This is a genomic window from Halobacterium noricense, assembly GCF_021233435.1.
GTDB classification, from domain to species: Archaea; Halobacteriota; Halobacteria; order Halobacteriales; family Halobacteriaceae; genus Halobacterium; species Halobacterium noricense.
Genome location: NZ_CP089468.1, coordinates 2173896 through 2193332, shown reverse-complemented (window position 1 = coordinate 2193332; position 19437 = coordinate 2173896). Strand labels below are relative to the sequence as shown.

The window sequence follows — 19437 nt, the reverse complement described above, 5'->3', positions numbered from 1 at the left end:
CGGCCGGCGACGATTAAACTACGCGGGCGGGTCTGCGTCGTCGCCGAATCCGCTGCCGTACCTATCTAGCACTTCCGTGACGGTGACTTCGTAGGCGTCGTACCACTCCGTCCATCGCTGTTTCGCTCGTTTGTGGTCGTCGACGGCGCCGAACGAATCGAGGGCGTCGAGCGACTCCCAGTAGTAAACGACGAGCACCTCGTCGTTCTCCGGGTCGTTCCACGTGCGCTTGCCGCGATACCCGTCCGTGTCTTCGGCGGCTGCCTGTATCCGGTCGTTGAGTTCGTGGAACTCGTCGTCGTACGCTCCGGGATCGAGGCGGAAGGTGACGAGGTACATCGATACCGCTGCAATCGCCGGCAGGGAACAAGAGGCTTACCCGAAGTCGTGGATTCGACGTCCTGCGACCGAACCGCTGGTCTGCGAAACGCTTTCGGTGGCGCGCCGTCTAGTTCCGGTATGTCCACGACTGTCGCGACGCCCGACTCCGACGAGACGTGTGCGTACTGTGGGTCGCGCATCTTCGACCACGACCCAATCTGTGTTCGCGACTGTGACGACGACTGTGGCTCCCCGACGTACTTCTGCAACTACGCGTGTCTGTCGTCGTACATCGACGAGAACGGTCTCACGACCGGCGACGCGTGCTCGTGGCGTCCCGGCGGCGACAGTTGTTGTTAGTCAAGGCAGGTCTCCTCGAAAATCTTCTGTAGCTCGTCGGCGTGAATTGAGGGGCAAGAGCGAATTGGGGCGGATTGTGGACCTCCGGAAGACGTGCTCGCTCACTGCGTTCGCCGTGCGCGACTTCCGTGGTTCAAATCCGCCAACGCCACTTACATCGGCACACGGCCAGCGACAGAGCCGTCGCTGGCCGGTTTAGTTCGCTGAGAAGTGGGTTGGGGCGGATTTGAACCGCCGACTCCTCCACAACACAGGCAGTCCATCGATGCCGGTGGTTCGGGCTCAATCAAACCCAACCATGACGAAATTCACCGAATCGCCGCAGACAGTTATTGACCAATTCCAGAACGAACGAAAACACGAGGTTCGGGAAAGTACCCTTGTCAACCAGAAGTACCACCTCCGCTCGTTTGTTGAATGGACTGAAGAAATTGAGATTGAGGATATCGGGGATCTGAACGGGTACGTTGTAAACCAGTATAAGACATGGAGGAGGGAGAATTTTGAAATTAACGAGCAAACCCTGTATAACAACCTAATGTCAATCCGGGCTTTGCTCCGGTGGTGTGAACAACGGGAACTTGTAGAAGATGGACTGGCGGACAAACTCGATATACCACGACCGGAAAACCCCGTGCGAGACGCTACAATCGCCCCGGAACGAGTTAATGCTATCTTAGAATACTACCAGCAGTTTGACTACGCCTCACGGAATCACGTTCTCTTCTACCTACTGTATCATTCCGGAATGCGAATTGGGTCTATTCGTGCATTAGACGTCGATGACTGGAAGCCCGACAAACATCTTCTACACGTCCGCCACCGCCCCGAAGAAGGTACACCGTTGAAGAATGGAGAAGAGGGAGAGCGCGCAGTCTACGTTTCTCAGGATGGACTGAAGGGCGCTCTTTCCGACTATATCAAACACAATCGCTTGGATAAGACAGACGAGTACGACAGGAAGCCCCTATTTCCGACTCGGCAAGGGCGGGCAACTACACAAACACTCCGGCTTTACACGGAACACTTAACGGAGCCTTGTCAGTATACGGGTGAATGTCCTCACGAAAAAGAATTAGCGGACTGTAGTGCCCGCAAACGCGTTAAGAAATCCTATGAATGCCCCTCTTCTGTTAGTCCCCATCCGATCCGGCGGAGTGCGATAACTGAACACCTAAACTCAGACGTCCCCAAAGATGTGGTTTCTGAGCGAATGAATGTAAGTCGGAAAGTGCTGGAACAGCACTATGACTCCCGTACAGAAGAGGAGAAAGCGGAGGTGCGACGAGAATATCTTGAGAACGTGTAGGCACCTTAGGTAGTAATGATTGGTGTATAACACCACCAAATTTAAATATATTATACTAGACCAGTTTAATTACAAATGAGTGAAGAGATTCAGTTTGCAAAAGGCGCGGGGGCTCAGGTTACACTATACAAAGACCGAATTAAAATAACAAATGAATGGTTCTTGAGCCAATACATCCCCTTCCATAAACCACCATCTAAAACTATTCCGCTAAACGAAATTTCAGGGATTAACCTTGAGGAGGCCACTTATTTTTCCGGCGGACACATAAAGTTCGGTGAAAGCGGGCATGAAGAAAGTGGAGACGGATTCTTTGAACAGTTTGATGACGAAAACACAGTCGGATTCAACTTCCTGCATAATGAGGAGTTTAAGGAATTACGGGAGGAAATTAACCGATTACGGAACAACCAAACAAACCATGTGGCGGAAAACGGAAAAGACAACTCGGCTATTGAAACACTTCGCCAACAATATGCGGAGGGAGAGATCTCTAAGGAGGAGTACGAGGAGCGCCTTGATGTTCTACAGTAGAATACTCCGTGCTCAGCAGTTTTTACATTCAGTCAGTTATATCTGTATATAGTTTAATTCTGTCTTCTCAAACTATCTAATCTGTGTGTTAACTCTTACCAAAGCATATATTGTATACATACTATTGTCCTCAGTAGTACCCCATTTAGATTGTAACTCTTACTGAAACGAAGTTTAATTACTTGGTTACAGCACTCCTTAACGACGAGAAGTGACCGCAGTATTGAAACGGAGTTTGAGACATCCTAAAAGGTCTATCCCATAAGATCTATCCTATACAGTCATTCAAAGGGACGTCGGGAGCGCCCCTTCTTGTCGAATGGGACGACTGTTATGGTACCAAAATCGATTTTAACCTCTCTTATAGACTCCTCAAGAAGATTTAATAGGACAAAAGGGGTTTGCTGCATATTTTTGAAAAAAGTCCGCTCACACCGCCCTCAAAGCATATCAATTTTTCAGATATGCAACCATCCGGCTGGTGGCATCCTTTTGGATATATACACTAGTAATACGCTAATAATCGCCCAATCATAAAATTGCGGCAGTCCGGAAACCCTACTGAAACTCCAAAATTTTCTGAGTGACTTACACATATTCTACGCCGCCCCTGATTGATTATTGTTCTAACTGGGCTACTATCGGCTAGCGCCTTCTCGTCGTTATGGATCTCCCATAGATTTACAACCGAACAGGGCTATTCTGTAAATTAGGTCCTAATCACCGGACATCGTAGTGGGGCGTTGCGAAGCGGAATGAATTGAGAGCGATATACCTCGTTCTCAGCGCCGAAAGTTGTGGAAAAGTTCCCGCCGTCGTGCGGTTAACACGACCGGAGGGAGTGTAGTGGGTTGGGGCGGATTTGAACCGCCGACCTCCTCCATGTCAAGGAGGTGTCATAGCCTGACTAGACCACCAACCCGCGGCGGTCTTCGAACGCATTCCAGCGTAGTCCGGGGGTATAGTTGAAGGTTTCGAATCGGCACCCGCGTGGGGGTGTGTGCCCCGGCAGAGTTAAGTCGCTGTACAAAGTTGTACACTATAACGCGAAGAAGTACACTGGTGTCCATAATGGAGGAATACATCGAGCGCGTCACCGCCGGCGAGGACCTCTCCCTCGACGAAGCGCGTGACGCCGTCACCCGACTGTTCGAGGACGCGACAGACGCGGAAATCGGCGCGCTGCTCGCCGCGCTCCGCGCGAAAGGCGAGACCGAGACCGAAATCGCGGGGTTCGCGCAGGGGATGCGCGACGCCGCCCACACCATCGACCCGGACCGCGAACCGCTCGTCGACACGTGTGGGACGGGCGGCGACGACTACGACACCATCAACGTCTCGACGACGTCGACGGTCGTCGTCAGCGGTGCCGGCGTCCCCGTCGCGAAACACGGCAACTACTCCGTCTCCTCGTCGTCGGGGAGTTCGGACGTGCTCGACGAGGTGGGCGTCGACCTCGACGCCAGCCCGGAGGCGGTCGAGGAGACCATCGAGGACCACGGCATCGGCTACATGCACGCGCCCGCGTTCCACCCCGCGATGAAGGCAGTCATCGGGCCGCGCCGCGAGCTCGGCATCCGCACCATCTTCAACGTGCTCGGCCCCCTCACGAACCCGGCGGGCGCGGACGCGCAGGTCGTGGGTGTCTACGACCCCGACCTCGTGCCCGTGCTCGCTCGCGCGCTCTCGCACATGGGCGTCGACCACGCGCTCGTCGTGCACGGCGACGGCCTCGACGAGTTCGCGCTCCACGGCGAGTCCGTCGTCGCCGAACTCGACGACGGCGACATCGAGGAGTACACGGTCACGCCCGCGGACTTCGGGCTGGACGGGGCTCCCATCGAAGCGGTCTCCGGCGGGACCCCCGAGGAGAACGCCCGCGACCTCCGCGGTATCGTCACCGGCGACGTCACCGGGCCGAAGCGCGACATCATCCTCGCGAACGCGGGCGCGGCCATCCACGTCGCCGGCGAGGCTGACTCGCTGAAAGAAGGCGCGGAGCGCGCCGCCGAAGCCATCGACTCGGGCGCCGCCGGAGAGACGCTGGAGACGCTCCGCGGCCCCTCGATGGCGACGCGATGACGCGCGCGAAAATCTGCGGGCTCACGAACGACGGCGACCGCCGCGCGGCCGTCGACGCCGGCGCGGACGCGCTCGGGTTCATCGTCGACGTACCCGTGGACACGCCCCGCGAGGTGAGCGTCGAGCGCGCCGCCGACCTCGTCGCCGCCACGCCGCCGTTCGTGACCACGGTGCTCGTGACGATGCCCGAATCCCCGGAACGCGCCGTCGAGCTCGTCGAGCGCGTGAATCCGGACGCGGTCCAACTCCACGGCGACGGTCCCGTGAGTGACGTCGCGTACGTCGCGGCGAACACGCCCGCGGCAGCCGTGCTGAAGACCGTCGACGCCGCCGACCCCGAGGGCGCGCGCTACGACGACGTCGCCGACGCGCTGCTCGTGGACTCCGTGGACGAAGCGGGCGCGGGCGGCACCGGCCGCACGCACGACTGGGACGCGACCCGCGAGTTCGCCGACAGCGTGGACTCGCCGGTCGTGCTCGCGGGCGGGCTCACGCCCGAAAACGTCGCCGAAGCCGCCGCGACCGTCGAGCCGTTCGCGGTCGACGTCGCCTCCGGCGTCGAGCGCACGGGCGGCGAGAAGGACCACGACGCAGTCCGGCGGTTCGTCGCGAACGCGACCGAACACCGGGAGGTGGAAGCGTGACCGACGCCGACGAGACCTCTGCACGATTGGACATCACCCGCGGCGAGTTCGCGGACCTCGCGGCCGACGGTCCTGCCGTCGTCCGCGTCGCCGCCAGCCTCGACGTCGGCATCTCGCCGCTGTCCGCGTACGCCACGCTCACGGAAGGAGAGTACGGCTTCCTGCTGGAGAGCGCCGAGAAGACGTCCGCGAGCGACCCGGACGGCGCGTTCCGGCCGTCAGACGCGACCGAGGACCGCCACGCGCGCTACTCGTTCGTCGGCTACGACCCCGCTGCCGTCGTCACCGCCCACCCCGACGGGACGGAGGTGCAGGCGCTCTGCGACGACCGCGTGACGGAGTTCCTGGACGCCGGCGACGGCGACGTGCTCGACCAGCTCCGCGGCACGCTCCCGGACGTCGAGCGCCGCGGGTTCCCCGACGAGGACCGCCAGTTGCTCGACGGCGGGCTCGTCGGCTTCCTCGCGTACGACGCCGTCTACGACCTCTGGTTGGAGGAAGTCGGCGTCGAGCGGCCGAACACGCCGCTGCCCGACGCCGAGTTCGTGCTGACGACGCGCACGCTCGTCTTCGACCGCGCGACCGACACCGTCTCGCTGGTGTTCACGCCGCTCGTGAGCGAGGAGGACGACCCCGACGCGGTCTACGACGCCCTGGTTGCCGAAGCCGAGCGCGTGCAGCGCGAACTCGCGGACGCGGACGAGCCCGAGTTCGGTGGCTTCCGCGTCACCGACGAGCGCGCCGGTGCCCGCGACGAGTACGAGGACAGCGTCGCGAAAGCGAAGGAAGCAGTCCTGGACGGCGAAGTGTACCAGGCGGTCGTCTCCCGCACGCGCGAACTCGACGGCGACGTCGACCCGCGGGGCCTCTACGCCGCACTGCGCGACGTCAACCCCTCGCCGTACATGTTCTTGCTCTCGCACGACGACCGCACGGTCGTCGGCGCGAGCCCCGAGACGCTGGTCGCCGTCCACGACGACACGGTGCTCAACAACCCAATCGCGGGCACCTGCCCCCGGGGGTCGAGTCCCGTCGAGGACCGGCGGCTCGCCGGCGAGATGCTCGCCGACGAGAAGGAGCGCGCCGAGCACACGATGCTGGTGGACCTCGCGCGCAACGACGTGCGCCGCGTCAGCGAACCCGGGAGCGTGCGCGTCCCCGAGTTCATGCGCGTGCTCAAGTACAGCCACGTCCAGCACATCGAGTCCACCGTGACCGGCACGCTCCAGAACGACCAAGACGCCTTCGACGCGACCCGCGCGTCCTTCCCCGCCGGCACGCTGTCGGGCGCGCCGAAGGTGCGCGCGATGGAGCACATCCACGCGCTCGAAGCGTCGCCGCGCGGTATCTACGGCGGCGGCGTCGGCTACTTCTCGTGGAACGGCGATGCCGAGTTCGCCATCACGATTCGGTCTGCGACAATCGGTCATACTGGCGAGCAGGACACCCTCCGCGTGCGCGCCGGCGCGGGCATCGTCGCGGACAGCGACCCCGCGGCGGAGTTCGACGAGACGGAGGCGAAGATGGATGGCGTGCTCGCGGCCGTCGAGCGCATCCGCGAAGACGCCGAGGAGAAGCCGGAGACGCCGGAGGTGGAGAGATGAACGTCCTCTTCGTGGACAACTTCGACTCGTTCACGTACAACCTCGTGGAGTACGTCTCCGAGCAGCGCGTCGACGGCGAGCGTCCCGAGACGACGGTCCTGAAGAACACCGCGAGCATCGAGGACGTGCGCGACGTGGACCCGGACGCAATCGTCATCAGTCCCGGCCCGGGCCACCCGAAGAACGAGCGCGACGTCGGCGTCACCGCGCCCGTGCTCCGCGAGGTCAGTCCGGCGGTGCCGACGCTCGGCGTCTGTCTCGGGATGGAGGCCGCGGTCTACGAGTACGGCGGGACGGTCGACCGTGCGCCCGAGCCGATGCACGGGAAGACCAGTCCCGTCGAGCACGACGGTTGCGGCGTCTTCGACGGCATCGACCAGGGCTTCCCGGCGGCGCGCTACCACTCGCTGGCCTGCGGCGAGATTCCGGACTGCTTCGAGGTCTCGGCGCGCACCGACCACGACGGCACCGAACTCGCGATGGCCGTCCGTCACCGCGAGCACCCGATTACGTGCGTGCAGTTCCACCCGGAGAGCGTGCTCACGGCTGCCGGTCACGACCTCGTGGAGAATTTCCTCGCGTCCGTCTAGTTACAGCAGCGTCGTCACGACCCACGCCGCGCCGACCAGCACCGTCGCGACGACGAGCAGTTTCCACGCGACGCTGAGCACGAAGCGACCGACCAGGACGATGACTGTGATGGCGACGAGCGCGACCAGCAGCGTGCCCAGCGGGGAGGACGTCAGGCCGCCGAGCGCGAGCGCGAGTGCAGCGAGCATGCTCGGGTCCACGCAGACCACCGACTTAAGCGAGGGGGCAGTCGGGCCGGACTCGCGTGCCCCCTTCGGTTCCACTGGACGGCCGAAACTGAAACCCGGGTCACGTCGGTGGTTTCAGTCGGGCACAGTCGGCCACTTTCACCGCGCTTTGGGTACCATTATATCGGTCCCAGCCCAACGGTTCAGCCACGCAGACTCGGGCCGCTTTGGGGACCGCCAGCACGGGGGGCCGGAAACGCAACTACTAACCTCCCGTGCCCGGTACCTTGTCGTCCCCATCGACACCCGGAAGTAGACCATACATGATACACCAACAACCCACCACACGGACTGTACTGAGGAGTGAGTGTCAATGAGCACGCCGAACGTCTCCGCGGACGAAGTCGACCTGCCCATCAAGCGGACCACCGGCGACTCGCTCGAAGAGCGCCTCACCGCGAACGCCTACCACAACATCCTGCCGGCGCGCTACCTCCGCAAGAACGCCGACGGCGAACACGTCGAAGAACAGGAGGACCTCTTCGAGCGCGTCGCGAAGAACATCGCGCTCGCGGAAGTCGTCTACGAGAGCGACGAGCCGGTGACGGTCACGCCCGACCAGCTCAAGCCCGACCACCCGCGCCGCGACGAACTCACCACTGAGGTCTTCGGCAGAGAGGCGTCGAAGACGCCTCAGGCAGACGGCGAAGCCGTCGACGACGACATCTCCCCCGAGGACGACGCCGAGGTCGAGCTCACCGAGAGCAACGTCAACAAATTCGCGTACGACACGGTCGTCCCCGAACTCGACGACGACGTGCGAAGCCACGTCGAAGCCCAGCGTGACGAGTTCCAGAACCTGATGGAGGACCTCTCGTTCATGCCGAACTCGCCGACGCTGATGAACGCCGGCGACGAGCTCCAGCAGCTCTCGGCGTGCTTCGTCGACTCCCCGGACGACGACATCACCGACATCCACCAGACCGCCAAGGAAGCCGCGGAAGTCTTCCAGTCCGGCGGCGGCATGGGGTACGCGTTCTGGAAGCTCCGGCCGTACGGCGACACCGTCGGCTCCACCGGCGGCATCGCCTCCGGCCCGCTGACGTTCATGGAGACGTTCGATCAGATGTGCGAGACCATCGCACAGGGCGGCGCGCGCCGCGGCGCACAGATGGCCGTGATGCGCATCAGCCACCCGGACGTCATCGAGTTCATCCACGCGAAGAACAAGGACGTCAGCCTCGCGCAGACGCTCAAACTCAACGACCCCGACGACTACACGTACACGGAGTTCTCGGAAGCCCTCGAAGAGGCCCGCGAACTCATCGACGAGGACGGCCGCGTCCCCGAACACCTCCGCAACGCCGTGGAGGGCCACCTCTCGAACTTCAACATCTCCGTGGGCGTCACGGACGGCTTCATGGAGGCCCTCGAAGCGGGCGAGGAGTACACGTTCACGAACCCGCGCACCGAGGAACCCCACATCGCCACCGAGGAAACCAAGGAGATGTACGCCCGGTACGGGCTCGGCGAGTACGTCACGCCCGGCGAGGAGCTCACGCTGCCCGCGGAACTGGTCTGGGAACGCATCGTCGAGGGTGCCCACGAGAACGGCGAACCCGGCGTCATCTACCTCGAACGCGTCAACAAGCAGCACTCCTTCGACGTCGAGGAACACCCCGACCACCGCATCCTCGCGACGAACCCCTGCGGCGAACAGCCCCTCGAGGAGTACGAGGCGTGTAACCTCGGCCACATCAACCTCTCGACGCTCGCCGCTCAGGACGCCCCCGACTGGCGCGTCTGGAGCGAGGAACACGACTTCGACACCCTCGAAGCGGGTGTCGACCGCTTCCTCGAGGACGCGCTCGACAACGAGGAGTTCGACCACCGCATCGAGATGGGGACGCGCTTCCTGGAGAACGTCGTCACCATGTCGGACTTCCCCGTCGAGGAGATCGAAGAGAAGGTCGCCGAGATGCGGAAGGTCGGCCTCGGCGTCATGGGTCTCGCGCAGCTGTACATCCAGCTCGGCGTGAAGTACGGCAGCGAGGAGGGCAACGAGATCGCCCGGCAGGTCATGCGCCACATCGACCACGGGTCGAAGGCAGCGTCCCACGACCTCGCCACGGAGCGCGGGAGCTTCGACGAGTGGGACAAGTCCAAGTACGCGAACCCGACCGACTACCCCGAGTGGTTCGAGCACCACACGGGCGAGGACCCCGCGGACTGGGCGGACGGCTTCCCGATTCGCAACCACAACACGACGACCATCGCGCCGACCGGCACGACCTCGATGGTCGGGAACACCACGGGCGGCTGTGAGCCCATCTACAACGTCGCCTACTACAAGAACGTCAGCGACGACGTGCAGGGCGACGAGATGCTCGTGGAGTTCGACGACTACTTCCTCCGCACGCTGGAGGCCAACGACATCGACGTCGAGGCCGTCAAGAAGGAAGCCCAGGAGCAGATGTCGAACAACGAGTTCGACGGCGTCGAAGGGCTGAAGACGGTTCCGGACCCCATCGGCGAACTGTTCGTCGTGACCTCCGACCTCTCCGGGAAGGACCACGCGGCGGTCCAGACGGCCTGCCAGCAGGGCGTCGACTCCGCCATCTCGAAGACGTGTAACTTCCCGAACGACGCCTCGGTCGAGGACATGGACGAGGTTTACCGCTACATCTACGACAACGGCGGGAAGGGCGTCACCGTCTACCGCGACGGCACCCGCAGCAAGCAGGTGCTGACGACGCGCGCGGACAACACCGAGTTCTCCCAGATGGACGAGGACGAGGCCGCCGAGGCCATCGTCGAGACCATCCAGGAGACGTTCGGCGGCATCGAGGGCTTCCTCGACAACGAGGACGTTCAGGCCGCGTTCGGCGAGGACCTCCGCGACATCTTCGCGGGCGAGGAGGACGCCTTCGACGGCGAGTTCGCCGAGAAGCAGGCTCGCCCCGACCTCCTCCACGGCGTCACCCAGCGCATCGACACGGGCTACGGGAAGCTCTACGTCACCATCAACGAGGACCCCGAGCAGGAGCGGCCGTTCGAGCTGTTCGCCAACACCGGAAACTCCGGTGGCTTCACGGGCTCGTTCACCGAAGCGCTCGCGAAGACCATCTCCGTGGCCCTGCGGTCGGGCGTCGACCCCGAGGAAATCGCGGACAAGCTCCAGGGCATCCGCTCGCCGAAGGTCGCGTGGGACAAGGGCGCACAGGTCAACTCCATCCCGGACGCGTTCGGCACCGCGCTGCGGCGCTACCTCGACGGCGACGTCGACCGCGCCGCCTACCCCCAGCAGCAGCGCCTCGGCGAAGTGACCGACGACGCCACCACGCCCGAGACTGACGGCGGCGCTGCCTCCGAGCCCCCTGTCGGCGGCCCGCAGGGCCCCTCCGGCGCTGGCGGCGACGGCCAACAGCAGGACGACGCCACGCAGTCGCTCATCGACGCGGGCGAGAGCCCCGAATGCCCCGACTGTGGCTCGATGACGCTGTACTACAGCGAAGGCTGCAAAACCTGCGAATCCTGTGGCTGGAGCGAGTGCTGATTCCGAACCACTAACCGACTACCGCCACTGCGGTCTTTCTCTTTCTCTCATTCGACGCGTTGTCCCCGGAGCCACGCCTACGGCGCGGTCACGACGTCACTTTCGGGAGCACGAACGCGGGCACTCGACGGAGGCGGTGAAAAACCAGTCGGCTCGGACGACGCCGCTACTTAGTCGTCGTCGCCGTCTTCGGTTTCAGTCGCTTCAGTTTCGGTGTCGTCCCCGCCGTCGCCGTCTTCGGTTTCAGTCGCTTCGGTCTCGGTTTCGTCGTCGCTGTCCGTCGCGTCGCCGCTTTCCTCGTCCTCGGTTTCCGTCCCCTCAGCTTCTGTTTCCTCGGGTTCGTCGCTGCCGTCCTCGGTCTCGTTTTCCGCTTCGTCGTCCGCGGCTTCCTCGTCACCCTCGTCTTCCCCACTCTCGTTCTCGCGTTCGCCGTCGGCTTTGTCACCGTCGCCCTCGTGGGGTCCCTCCGTCTGAACGAGGGTCCCGTCCCGAAGTTCGTACGAGAGTTCGGCTTCGAACTCCCCTTTCACGACCTCGAGTTCGAGTTCGTCGCCGCCGGGCGTCCGGAACGTCACCGTGCCGTCACTGCCCGTCTGTCCGACGCGCTCGCCGTTCGCGTACACGGACGCACCGGCGACGCTGTCACCGTCGTAGGTCACCGAGACGGTGGTCGTGTTGTCGCCGACCGACGCGTCGACGGCGAGCGCGCGGTACACTTCGTCGTCCTCGTCGCCGAACTCGAAGCCGAGCTCGCCCTCGCTGTCGCCGCGGGTTGCGGTCAGTTCGGCCTCGCCGGACGCCGGCAGCGTCACCGACAGCGTTCCGTCGGCGGCCGTCGTGCCGACGACGTCGCCGTTCAACGCCACCGTGGCGTTCGCCGCGGGGTCGCCGTTCGACAGCGCCCGCACGGTTATCGTCTCGTTCGCCGCGGGCGTTCCGCCGGCAACCACGAGCGCGAGTTCGTCGCCCTCGCGTTCGTCCGTCTCGCGGTCGTCTTCGTCGTTGTCGCGCTCGGATGCCTCGACTGCCGCTTCGAGGCGGAACACGTCGCCGCTGGAGCCGTCGACGCGGACCTCCGCCTCACCGGTGCTGTTCGTTCCCGCGAGCGCGAATTCGAAGTTGTAGTAGCCGTCGTCGTCGTGGACGCTCGCCGACCGCAGGCGCCACGACCCGTTCTCGGGCGTCGACAGCGCGCCCCGCGCGGTTTCCAGCGCCGCCGACTGAGTCACCGTGATCGAGTTGTTGTCGTCCTGCGGACGCTGGAGTTCGCGGGAGCGCTCGCCGCTCTCGCTCTCGGCCTCGATGCTGAGCCCGTCGGCCGTCTCCAGTTCGACTTCGCCCTCGCTCGCGCCGAGGTACCGCTGGAGCAGCGCTGACGGGCCCGCGCCAGCGACCGCCGAGAGGGGTTCAGTGGCGTTTTCGAGCGTGCTGTTCGCCACGCCCTCGGCGCGCAGCTCCAGCTCGGAAACGTTCGTCGCGCGCTCCCGGACCGCCGAGAGGCTGTGCAGGACGCTGTCGGCGCGCGCGTTCAGCGTCGCGAGCCGCTGGCCGTACGCGGATTTCGTGAGGTTCCCACTCTCGTAGGCCGCCGTGGCGTCCCGGTAGTCCGCCCGGATTTGGCCGGCGCGCTCGCGGAGTTCCGCGACGCGCTGAGCGACGGCTTCGGCGCGCTCGCTCTCGTTGGCGCGCTCGAAGGACACCTCGAAGGCGGTGTCCTCGACCTCCGTCTCCACCTCGTCGCTGGTCACCGAGACCACCGTCGACAGCTGCTGGCCGACGGCGACGTCGACGGAGCCGTTCTGCGTGGTGTTGTTCTCCTGTGCGCCGGTGTCGTCGACCGTACCTGTTACCGACTGCGTGCTGTCGGTGCCGGGGAGCGCGCCGGCTGCCGCTGGTGCGGCGGTCCCGACGAGCAACGCGGCAGCTACCAGCACGGTGACGACGGTTCGCGTCCGAGTCATGTGGCTGGGCCTTGGCCCCGTTCGGCCATAAATCCGGCAGACCGTCGCATCGACTTCCGCGCGTTCACGGACGCTTGCAGCCGCTTGCACTCGTTTCCGCGGCGGAGCCGTGCAACGGTCGCACGTCTTTTCCCCGGGGCCTCCCAATCCACGCCCAACGACCATGCAAGGGAGCCGTTACGCGCGCTGGCTCGTGGTCGCCGTTCTGGTCGCCGCAGCGGCGCCGGCTGTCGGCGGCGCTTCGGGCACCCAAGACGCGACCAGCGTCCAGCCGGAAGTCGACAACACCGTCACGTCAATCGACGTGGCCGCCGACGGGTCCGCGACGTGGACTGTCGCCGTGCGGACGCGGCTGAACTCCGACCGGGCCGTCAGCGACTACGAGGCGTTCCAGCAGCGGTTCCGGGAGAACACCTCGCAGTTCCTCGACCCGTACCGCGACCGCATCCGGGAGGTCGTCGAGCGCGCGGCGAACGCCACCGGCCGCGAGATGACGGCGACGAACTTCTCGGCGTCCACCAGCATTCAGGAGCTGCCGCGGCGCTGGGGCGTCGTCACCTACGAGTTCACGTGGCGCGGGTTCGCGGCCACGAACGGCGACAGCGTCGCGGTCGGCGACGTGTTCCAGGGCGGCTACTACCTCTCGGCGGACGACCTCCTCGAACTGACGACGCCGCCCGAGTACCGCGTCGCGAACGTGACCCCCGAGCCCGACGCCCTCGAGAACGGCACGCTCCGGTGGACCGGGCAACTGGACTTCGGCGACGAACGCCCCGACGTCGAGTACACCGCCGCCGAGACCGCGCCGACCACGACGACGCGAGCCGAATCCGGCGGGAGCGCGTTCCCGTGGCTCGCTGTCGCCGCGGGCTTTGTCGTCGTCGCGGTCGCCGGAGTCGTCGTGTATCGCCGCAGGCGAGGCAAGACAGGCGGCGACTCTAGCGAAGTCAGTGCGGCGGCGGTAGCCGCACGCGCTTCCACCGGGGCCACGAGCGGGCCGGTCACCGACGAGGAGCGCGTCCGCGAACTCCTCGCAGACCGCGGTGGCCGCGTCGAACAAGCCGCCGTCGCCGAAGAACTGGACTGGTCGCCGTCGAAGACCAGTCGCGTCGTTTCTCGGATGGTCGAGGACGACGACGTTCAAAAGCTGCGCGTCGGCCGGCGGAACATCCTCGAACTCGCCGACGACGCCGCGGACTGAGGGCCCGCGAGGGACACGCCTATGCTCGTCGCGCACGCAGCCACGGGTATGAGCGAGCAGTCGACGGGCGCGGGCCGCGGCGGCAGCCGCTGTCCGATGTGCGACGCGGCGATGTTCAAGCGCCACTGCAAGTACGTCTGCCCGCAGCACGGCGTAATTGCGGACTGCGCAGACCCCTTCAAATTCTGACTACGCGCGCTGTTGCCACGCGCGATACGCGACCGGGCTCAACAGCACGGCCGCCGCGAGCACGCCGCCCGCGACGACGACCGGATTCACGTCGGTCGCGGCCATCGTGAACGCGTCGAGGCCGCTCCCGAACGCAACGGTTGCGACGACCCACGGGAGTTCACCGACGAGCGTGCCGGCCGTGAACGAGCGGAGGCTGACGTTGCCTGCGCCCGCCGCGGCCGAAACCGGTTCTGCTGGTGTGGGGGCGAACCGCGCGGCGACGAGGCCGCGGACGTCGCCCGTGGCGGCGAAGAAGCGCTGGCTGCCGTCCGAGAACCGGCCGAACAGCCGGCCGTCTGCGGGCGCGTAGCGGCCCGCGGCGTACGCCGGGAGGCTCGTGACGACCGCGCCCGCGAGCGCGACCGGCACGCCCACGACGAGTCCGTACTGGAAGCCCACGAGCGCGGACAGCACGCTGATGGGCCAGCCCAACAGCGGGCGGACCGCGTAGAGGCCGACCAGCAGCACGGGGAACCACGGGCTGGCGAGCGCCGCCCGGAGCGCGCCGAGCGCGTCAGCCGGCCGCGCCACGACGGCGAGCACGAGCACCGCCGTGAGCGCGACGCCGGCCGCGTACCGTTTCATCGCCGCCTGCTACCCGAGCGGCGGGTTTAGCGTTGTCCCTTCGCGCGTCGCGTAAGCGTTAAGCGCGCGCTCGCCCCACCACGACACATGACCGACGGCGACGCCGGGAACGTCGAGGACCCGGTCGAACTCGGGGTGGAGCTGCTCGCGAACCTCGAATTCGAGTCGCTGTCCGTCGCCGACTCCATCGACCGCCTCGAAACCGTCACCACGCACCCGCGGACCACTCGGCGGATTCTGGACGAAGCCGAGCGCCGCGGCGTCGTCGAACGCGAGGGCGGCGAGGTCCAGCCACAGGGCGGCAGCTACGTCTCCTTCCAGTCCGACGTCGTCACGAAAGAGGATGAGTTCTCGTGTCGGCGCTGCGGCGCGTCCATCGAGACGGGCTACTTCATCAACTTCGAGCACGGCGAACTGGGCGCGTTCGGCTCGTCGTGCATCCGCAAGGTCACCGGCCGCGAGTAGCTACTCCTCGTCGACGAGGTCGCGCAGCGCCGCGAGGCGGTCGCGCTGGGCCTCGATGACGGTCTGCTGGGCGTCGAGCGCTTCGCGCTGGCGTTCGGCGAGCTCACGCTGTTCGGCGAGCGCGTCGGCCAGTTCCTCGACGGTGTCTTCGAGGTCGTCCAGTTCGGCGTTCAATTCCTCCGGGTCGACCGGCGGCTCGACCTTCGACGCGGCCGTCTGGAAGCCGCTGGACGCGAACTCGTCGTCGTTCACGTCCGCGCGCTCGGCGGGTTCGCCGGTCGCGCTCGCCGCGTCACCCGCTTCCGCACCTGCGCCCGCGGCGCTCGCTTCCGCGCTCGGCTCGGCTTCGTCGGCGGCTGCCTCGTCGTCCTCGCCGACACCGCTCGTGTCGATTGGCTCGACGCCGCTGTCGAACGAGACTTCCTCGGTGGCTGCGCCCGCGTCCTCGTCGACGTTCATGCGCTCGAACTCCGCAGCGTTGGCCGCGTCGTGGAACGCGTAGACGGCCTCCTCGACGGTCTCGCGGACGTCCCGGAACTGCTCGTTGGGTGCCTTGATGCGCTGGGTTCGCGCGGTCGTTTCGAGGACGAGCTGGCTGGAGACGTTGCCCTCCTCGGCGTCGATGCCCGTCACCGAGTCGTAGCCGATTTGCTCGTAGTCGGGGCCCCAGACGGCCGCGCCGACGTGTTTCACGACGCGGTCGCTGGTCGCGACGAGCGTGAGTTCGCTGAACCGGTACGTGCGCTTGACCGTCTCCCCGGGCTGAGTGACGTCGGCGGCGTTCAGCACGCCCGCGATAATCGGGTGCAGGACGTCGTCGAGTTTCCCCGACGGCACCGAGAACGACTCCTCGCCGTCCAGCCCGTAGTCCAGCGTGACCTTCGCCTTCCGGCGGCCCTCGCTGACCTCGATGCCCTCGGCGTCGTGCGGGAACTCGTCGACGCTCTCGTCGCTCAGCAGGCCGTCGGCCGTGTAGACGAGCGTCCGCGTCGGCGTGACGAACACCGCGTCCTCCCCCTTCAGCGGCACGTGCGCGGCGACGTCCTCGTCCCCGAGCGAGGACTGGACGAGCGCAGGTACGTTCATGTACGCCCGAAGCAACCGCCTCGGCTTAAACCCGGCGGGTGCGTCGATTGAGATGAGAACCTTCAAGAGCGACCTCCCCCTAGCCGGAGTCGAGCCCGGGTGGCTTAGCTGGTCATAGCGCCGCACTCATAGGGTTCCGAGCTTCGGTGCGGCATCCCACTCGCCACGTGGATGCTCAGCATGTCCGCGAGGCCCGCCGAGCCTCGAACCTGGGACATGCGGAGATCGAGGGTTCAAAACCCTCCCCGGGCACTTTCTACCACTCCAACGGTCGAGCGACGCCTCCGAATCTCGAGTGACGACTCCGGAGTTCTCGGGAGGACTCGGGAGCCGCCGAATCGCCGCCAATACGGTTGTGGCCGGCCGAATCACCGATTTCACGAAACACTCTTAGAACGAATCATAAAATGTTTCGACGATTCTAAGACCGTCGTAAAACGTCCCGAAATCGGCCCGACTCGCGGTGAAACGTACTGAAATCCGGGCAACGGTCGACCCCCTATATGGGGTCGGCGCCAGTAGGGTGGAGTAGACGAGGTGAGACCCAATGTCTGCCCCCTCCCGCTCCGCACTGGCCGAGGTCGCATCGGACGCCGTGAACACGCCCGCGTCCGCCACCCTCCTGAAGCCCTTCGAGGTCGCTGGCTTCTGGGCGGCGGTCGCTCTCCCGTTCCTGTACACGCCGCTCGTGCTCGCTGGTCCCGACACGACGGCCCAACAGACCGCGCTCGCCGCGATGGTCGCCCTCCACGTCGTCGCGCTCGTGCTCGGTCACCGCCACAACACGAGCTAACGGCTCGAAGACGCGCCGCTTAACACCGCCCCCAATCTCGGTCCCCACATGGGTCTCGACGCTGTTTCGCTCGGCCGCACCGGCCTCCGCGTCTCCGAGGTCGCGTTCGGGACGTGGCGGTTCGGCCGCGAGAACGACGCCGGCGAGGTCGAAGTCGGCCGCGAACGCGCACACGAACTTCTCGACGCGTACGCCGACGCCGGCGGCCGTTTCGTCGACACCGCAGACATGTACGGCAGCGGCCGCGCCGAACAGCACATCGGCGAGTGGCTCGCCGGCCGCGACCGCGACGAGTACGTCGTCGCCTCCAAAATCTACTGGCCCACCCGCGAGGGGCCAAACGGGCGCGGACTCAACCGCAAACACCTCCGGAACAACGTCGACGCGATTCTCGACCGCCTCGACACCGACTACCTGGACGTCCTCTACATCCACCGCTGGGACGACCGGACGCCCGCCCGCGAGTTCATGCGCACGCTCGACGAGTTCGTCCGCGACGGCAAAGTCCACTATCTCGGCGCGTCCACGTTCGGGCCGAACGCGTGGAAGGTCGCCAAGGCCAACGAAATCGCACGCCGGGAGGGGTACGAGCCGTTCACGGTCGTCCAGCCGCGGTACAACGCCGTCAACCGCGAAATCGAGGCGACCTACCTCGACATGTGCCGGGACTACGACCTCGGCGTCGTGCCGTGGTCGCCGCTGGCCGGCGGCTTCCTCACGGGGAAGTACACGCGCGGCGAGGCACCACCCGAGGGGACGCGGGGCGCGACCGACCAGCAGTTCGTGGACTCGTACCTCACGGCGGAGAATTTCGACGCGCTCGAAGAAGTCGAGGCCGTCGCCGACGAAGTCGGTGCGACCCCCGCACAGGTGTCGCTGGCGTGGCTGCTCCACCACGAGCAGGTCGTCGCGCCGATTACGGGCGCTCGCACGCCCGACCAGCTCCGCGAGAACCTCGCTGCCGCGGACCTCACGCTGAGTGCCGACCAGTTCGACCGCATCGCCCGCGCGAAGTAGCTACCCCCACGCGGCGCGGAAGCTCCGCAGTTCGGCCGCGAGCGCGCGCCGCTTCAGCAGGCAGAAGCCCGCGAAGATGACGGCGAAGCCGGCGACCGTGTGCGGGGTAATCGGCTCGGCGAGCACGAGCAGGCCGACGACCGCGGCGAAGACGGGCGCGACGTAGCTCACGAGGTTGATTTCGATGGGGCCGAGCCGCTCCAGCAGCTCGAAGTAGACGAGGAACCCGGCGGCGCTGGCGACCAGCGAGAGGTACGCGATGGCGAACAGCGCGTCCGTGTTCCGCGGAATCGTCTGCGTCTCGCCGCGCGCGAGGCTGGCGACGTGCATGAGGAGCGCACCGAGCAGCATCGCCCACGCCTCCATCGTCTCGACGTCGAGGTCGTCGTCGACGCGCTGGGTGAGCACGCTCCCGAGCGCGAAGCACGTCGACGCCGCGAACACGAGGAGGACGCCGACGGTGCTCCCGCCGAGGAGGTTCGACGGGTCGGGGTTCGAGAGCACGGCGACGCCGACCAGTCCGAGCAGCAGGCCGACGATGCCGCCGAGCGAGAGGCGTTCCGAGGGGAGGAACGCCCGCGCGAACCCGGTCGTGAGCACGGGACTGAGGCTGACGACGACGGCGGCGACGGCGCTCGTGGTCTGTTGTTCGCCGACGAAGAGGAAGGCGTGGTAGGCGGCGATGAGGAAGACGGCGGCGATGCCGACGACGGTCCAGTCCGCGCGCGACTGTGGGAGCCAGTCGTCGGCGGCGTACGCCGCGTACGCGAGCATCAGCACGCCCGCGACGTCGTAGCGGACGGCCGCGAACAGCACGGGCTCGAAGCCGGCGTCGAGGCCCGCCTTGATGGCGACGAACGCCGACCCCCAGGCCGCTGCGAGCGCGAGAAACAGTCCGGCGTTCCGGTAGTTGGTCACGTCGACTCTCCG

The 19437-nt window shown here is 65.5% G+C and carries 19 protein-coding genes and 2 tRNA genes; 14 read left to right on the top strand and 7 right to left on the bottom strand.

The genetic code is table 11. The features are described from left to right. Nucleotides 1-18: 18 nt before the first annotated feature. On the bottom strand, nucleotides 19-339 hold the full coding sequence (locus tag LT974_RS11640; RefSeq protein WP_232587816.1) for an antibiotic biosynthesis monooxygenase family protein: 321 nt from the start codon (nucleotides 337-339) through the stop codon (nucleotides 19-21). 120 nt (nucleotides 340-459) lie between these two features. Between LT974_RS11640 and LT974_RS11635 the strand changes: the two genes are divergently transcribed. The 3 genes from LT974_RS11635 (at nucleotide 460) to LT974_RS11625 (ending at nucleotide 2524) form a co-directional block, all read left to right on the top strand. After that, nucleotides 460-681, top strand: coding sequence for a hypothetical protein (locus LT974_RS11635; protein ID WP_232587815.1), 222 nt, complete (start codon nucleotides 460-462; stop codon nucleotides 679-681). Nucleotides 682-979: 298 nt separating this feature from the next. Then, nucleotides 980-1990, top strand: coding sequence for a tyrosine-type recombinase/integrase (locus tag LT974_RS11630; protein ID WP_232587814.1), 1011 nt, complete (start codon nucleotides 980-982; stop codon nucleotides 1988-1990). Between the two features lie 75 nt (nucleotides 1991-2065). Further along, a complete protein-coding gene (locus tag LT974_RS11625; protein WP_232587813.1) occupies nucleotides 2066-2524 on the top strand; it encodes an SHOCT domain-containing protein in 459 nt (152 codons plus the stop codon). 847 nt (nucleotides 2525-3371) lie between these two features. Here the strand turns inward: LT974_RS11625 and LT974_RS11620 are convergent. Beyond that, nucleotides 3372-3446, bottom strand: a tRNA-Val gene (locus LT974_RS11620). A gap of 149 nt (nucleotides 3447-3595) precedes the next feature. On the opposite strand from LT974_RS11620, the gene trpD reads away from it, so the two are divergent. Genes trpD through trpG form a run of 4 tightly spaced genes read left to right on the top strand, consistent with a single transcriptional unit; the run spans nucleotide 3596 to nucleotide 7444 of the window. Next, on the top strand, nucleotides 3596-4606 hold the full coding sequence (gene trpD / locus LT974_RS11615) for an anthranilate phosphoribosyltransferase (RefSeq protein WP_232587812.1): 1011 nt from the start codon (nucleotides 3596-3598) through the stop codon (nucleotides 4604-4606). Next, nucleotides 4603-5250 (top strand): phosphoribosylanthranilate isomerase, encoded by a 648-nt coding sequence (locus LT974_RS11610; protein WP_232587811.1) that lies wholly within the window; start codon nucleotides 4603-4605, stop codon nucleotides 5248-5250. The genes trpD and LT974_RS11610 overlap by 4 nt, the downstream gene beginning before the upstream one ends. Before the next feature lie 26 nt (nucleotides 5251-5276). Continuing rightward, nucleotides 5277-6854 carry an anthranilate synthase component I gene (gene trpE / locus LT974_RS11605; RefSeq protein WP_232590255.1) on the top strand — a complete coding sequence of 526 codons (1578 nt, stop codon included), beginning with the start codon at nucleotides 5277-5279 and terminating at the stop codon, nucleotides 6852-6854. Then, a complete protein-coding gene (trpG, locus tag LT974_RS11600; protein ID WP_232587810.1) occupies nucleotides 6851-7444 on the top strand; it encodes an anthranilate synthase component II in 594 nt (197 codons plus the stop codon). The genes trpE and trpG overlap by 4 nt, the downstream gene beginning before the upstream one ends. Here trpG and LT974_RS11595 read toward each other — a convergent pair whose 3' ends face one another. Further along, nucleotides 7445-7633, bottom strand: coding sequence for a hypothetical protein (locus LT974_RS11595; protein WP_232587809.1), 189 nt, complete (start codon nucleotides 7631-7633; stop codon nucleotides 7445-7447). Nucleotides 7634-7985: 352 nt separating this feature from the next. Between LT974_RS11595 and LT974_RS11590 the strand changes: the two genes are divergently transcribed. Then, nucleotides 7986-11168: an adenosylcobalamin-dependent ribonucleoside-diphosphate reductase gene (locus tag LT974_RS11590; RefSeq protein WP_232587808.1), complete on the top strand. Its 3183-nt coding sequence runs from the start codon at nucleotides 7986-7988 to the stop codon at nucleotides 11166-11168. Nucleotides 11169-11338: 170 nt separating this feature from the next. Here LT974_RS11590 and LT974_RS11585 read toward each other — a convergent pair whose 3' ends face one another. After that, nucleotides 11339-13129, bottom strand: a complete 1791-nt coding sequence (locus tag LT974_RS11585) for a DUF7096 domain-containing protein (protein ID WP_232587807.1) — start codon at nucleotides 13127-13129, stop codon at nucleotides 11339-11341. A gap of 163 nt (nucleotides 13130-13292) precedes the next feature. Between LT974_RS11585 and LT974_RS11580 the strand changes: the two genes are divergently transcribed. Together LT974_RS11580 and LT974_RS11575 are read left to right on the top strand one after the other, a co-directional pair. Continuing rightward, nucleotides 13293-14330, top strand: coding sequence for a helix-turn-helix transcriptional regulator (locus LT974_RS11580; protein WP_232587806.1), 1038 nt, complete (start codon nucleotides 13293-13295; stop codon nucleotides 14328-14330). A gap of 48 nt (nucleotides 14331-14378) precedes the next feature. Next, nucleotides 14379-14519 carry an HVO_2523 family zinc finger protein gene (locus LT974_RS11575; RefSeq protein ID WP_232587805.1) on the top strand — a complete coding sequence of 47 codons (141 nt, stop codon included), beginning with the start codon at nucleotides 14379-14381 and terminating at the stop codon, nucleotides 14517-14519. On the opposite strand, the gene LT974_RS11570 is transcribed toward LT974_RS11575, so the two are convergent. After that, nucleotides 14520-15146 carry a TVP38/TMEM64 family protein gene (locus LT974_RS11570; RefSeq protein ID WP_232587804.1) on the bottom strand — a complete coding sequence of 209 codons (627 nt, stop codon included), beginning with the start codon at nucleotides 15144-15146 and terminating at the stop codon, nucleotides 14520-14522. It abuts the gene before it with no gap. Between the two features lie 87 nt (nucleotides 15147-15233). Here LT974_RS11570 and LT974_RS11565 point away from each other — a divergent pair, with 87 nt between their 5' ends. Next, nucleotides 15234-15611 carry a DUF5830 family protein gene (locus tag LT974_RS11565; protein ID WP_232587803.1) on the top strand — a complete coding sequence of 126 codons (378 nt, stop codon included), beginning with the start codon at nucleotides 15234-15236 and terminating at the stop codon, nucleotides 15609-15611. Here the strand turns inward: LT974_RS11565 and LT974_RS11560 are convergent, their stop codons facing one another. After that, nucleotides 15612-16697 carry a DUF7115 domain-containing protein gene (locus tag LT974_RS11560; protein WP_232587802.1) on the bottom strand — a complete coding sequence of 362 codons (1086 nt, stop codon included), beginning with the start codon at nucleotides 16695-16697 and terminating at the stop codon, nucleotides 15612-15614. It abuts the gene before it with no gap. Nucleotides 16698-16790: 93 nt separating this feature from the next. On the opposite strand from LT974_RS11560, the gene LT974_RS11555 reads away from it, so the two are divergent. From LT974_RS11555 to LT974_RS11545, 3 genes are all read left to right on the top strand, one after another. Continuing rightward, nucleotides 16791-16949: transfer RNA gene (locus tag LT974_RS11555), tRNA-Met, on the top strand. A gap of 295 nt (nucleotides 16950-17244) precedes the next feature. Next, a complete protein-coding gene (locus LT974_RS11550) occupies nucleotides 17245-17490 on the top strand; it encodes a hypothetical protein (RefSeq protein ID WP_059057359.1) in 246 nt (81 codons plus the stop codon). Nucleotides 17491-17538: 48 nt separating this feature from the next. Then, nucleotides 17539-18507: an aldo/keto reductase gene (locus LT974_RS11545; protein WP_232587801.1), complete on the top strand. Its 969-nt coding sequence runs from the start codon at nucleotides 17539-17541 to the stop codon at nucleotides 18505-18507. On the opposite strand, the gene LT974_RS11540 is transcribed toward LT974_RS11545, so the two are convergent. Continuing rightward, nucleotides 18508-19425: a DMT family transporter gene (locus LT974_RS11540; protein WP_232587800.1), complete on the bottom strand. Its 918-nt coding sequence runs from the start codon at nucleotides 19423-19425 to the stop codon at nucleotides 18508-18510. Nucleotides 19426-19437: the final 12 nt, after the last annotated feature.

Coding starts and splice junctions, on each gene's coding strand:
- LT974_RS11640 (WP_232587816.1), bottom strand. CDS start 339: ATGTACCTCGTCACCTTCCGCCTCGATCCCGGAGCGTACGACGACGAG.
- LT974_RS11635 (WP_232587815.1), top strand. CDS start 460: ATGTCCACGACTGTCGCGACGCCCGACTCCGACGAGACGTGTGCGTAC.
- LT974_RS11630 (WP_232587814.1), top strand. CDS start 980: ATGACGAAATTCACCGAATCGCCGCAGACAGTTATTGACCAATTCCAG.
- LT974_RS11625 (WP_232587813.1), top strand. CDS start 2,066: ATGAGTGAAGAGATTCAGTTTGCAAAAGGCGCGGGGGCTCAGGTTACA.
- trpD (WP_232587812.1), top strand. CDS start 3,596: ATGGAGGAATACATCGAGCGCGTCACCGCCGGCGAGGACCTCTCCCTC.
- LT974_RS11610 (WP_232587811.1), top strand. CDS start 4,603: ATGACGCGCGCGAAAATCTGCGGGCTCACGAACGACGGCGACCGCCGC.
- trpG (WP_232587810.1), top strand. CDS start 6,851: ATGAACGTCCTCTTCGTGGACAACTTCGACTCGTTCACGTACAACCTC.
- LT974_RS11595 (WP_232587809.1), bottom strand. CDS start 7,633: ATGCTCGCTGCACTCGCGCTCGCGCTCGGCGGCCTGACGTCCTCCCCG.
- LT974_RS11590 (WP_232587808.1), top strand. CDS start 7,986: ATGAGCACGCCGAACGTCTCCGCGGACGAAGTCGACCTGCCCATCAAG.
- LT974_RS11585 (WP_232587807.1), bottom strand. CDS start 13,129: ATGACTCGGACGCGAACCGTCGTCACCGTGCTGGTAGCTGCCGCGTTG.
- LT974_RS11580 (WP_232587806.1), top strand. CDS start 13,293: ATGCAAGGGAGCCGTTACGCGCGCTGGCTCGTGGTCGCCGTTCTGGTC.
- LT974_RS11575 (WP_232587805.1), top strand. CDS start 14,379: ATGAGCGAGCAGTCGACGGGCGCGGGCCGCGGCGGCAGCCGCTGTCCG.
- LT974_RS11570 (WP_232587804.1), bottom strand. CDS start 15,146: ATGAAACGGTACGCGGCCGGCGTCGCGCTCACGGCGGTGCTCGTGCTC.
- LT974_RS11565 (WP_232587803.1), top strand. CDS start 15,234: ATGACCGACGGCGACGCCGGGAACGTCGAGGACCCGGTCGAACTCGGG.
- LT974_RS11560 (WP_232587802.1), bottom strand. CDS start 16,697: ATGAACGTACCTGCGCTCGTCCAGTCCTCGCTCGGGGACGAGGACGTC.
- LT974_RS11550 (WP_059057359.1), top strand. CDS start 17,245: ATGTCTGCCCCCTCCCGCTCCGCACTGGCCGAGGTCGCATCGGACGCC.
- LT974_RS11545 (WP_232587801.1), top strand. CDS start 17,539: ATGGGTCTCGACGCTGTTTCGCTCGGCCGCACCGGCCTCCGCGTCTCC.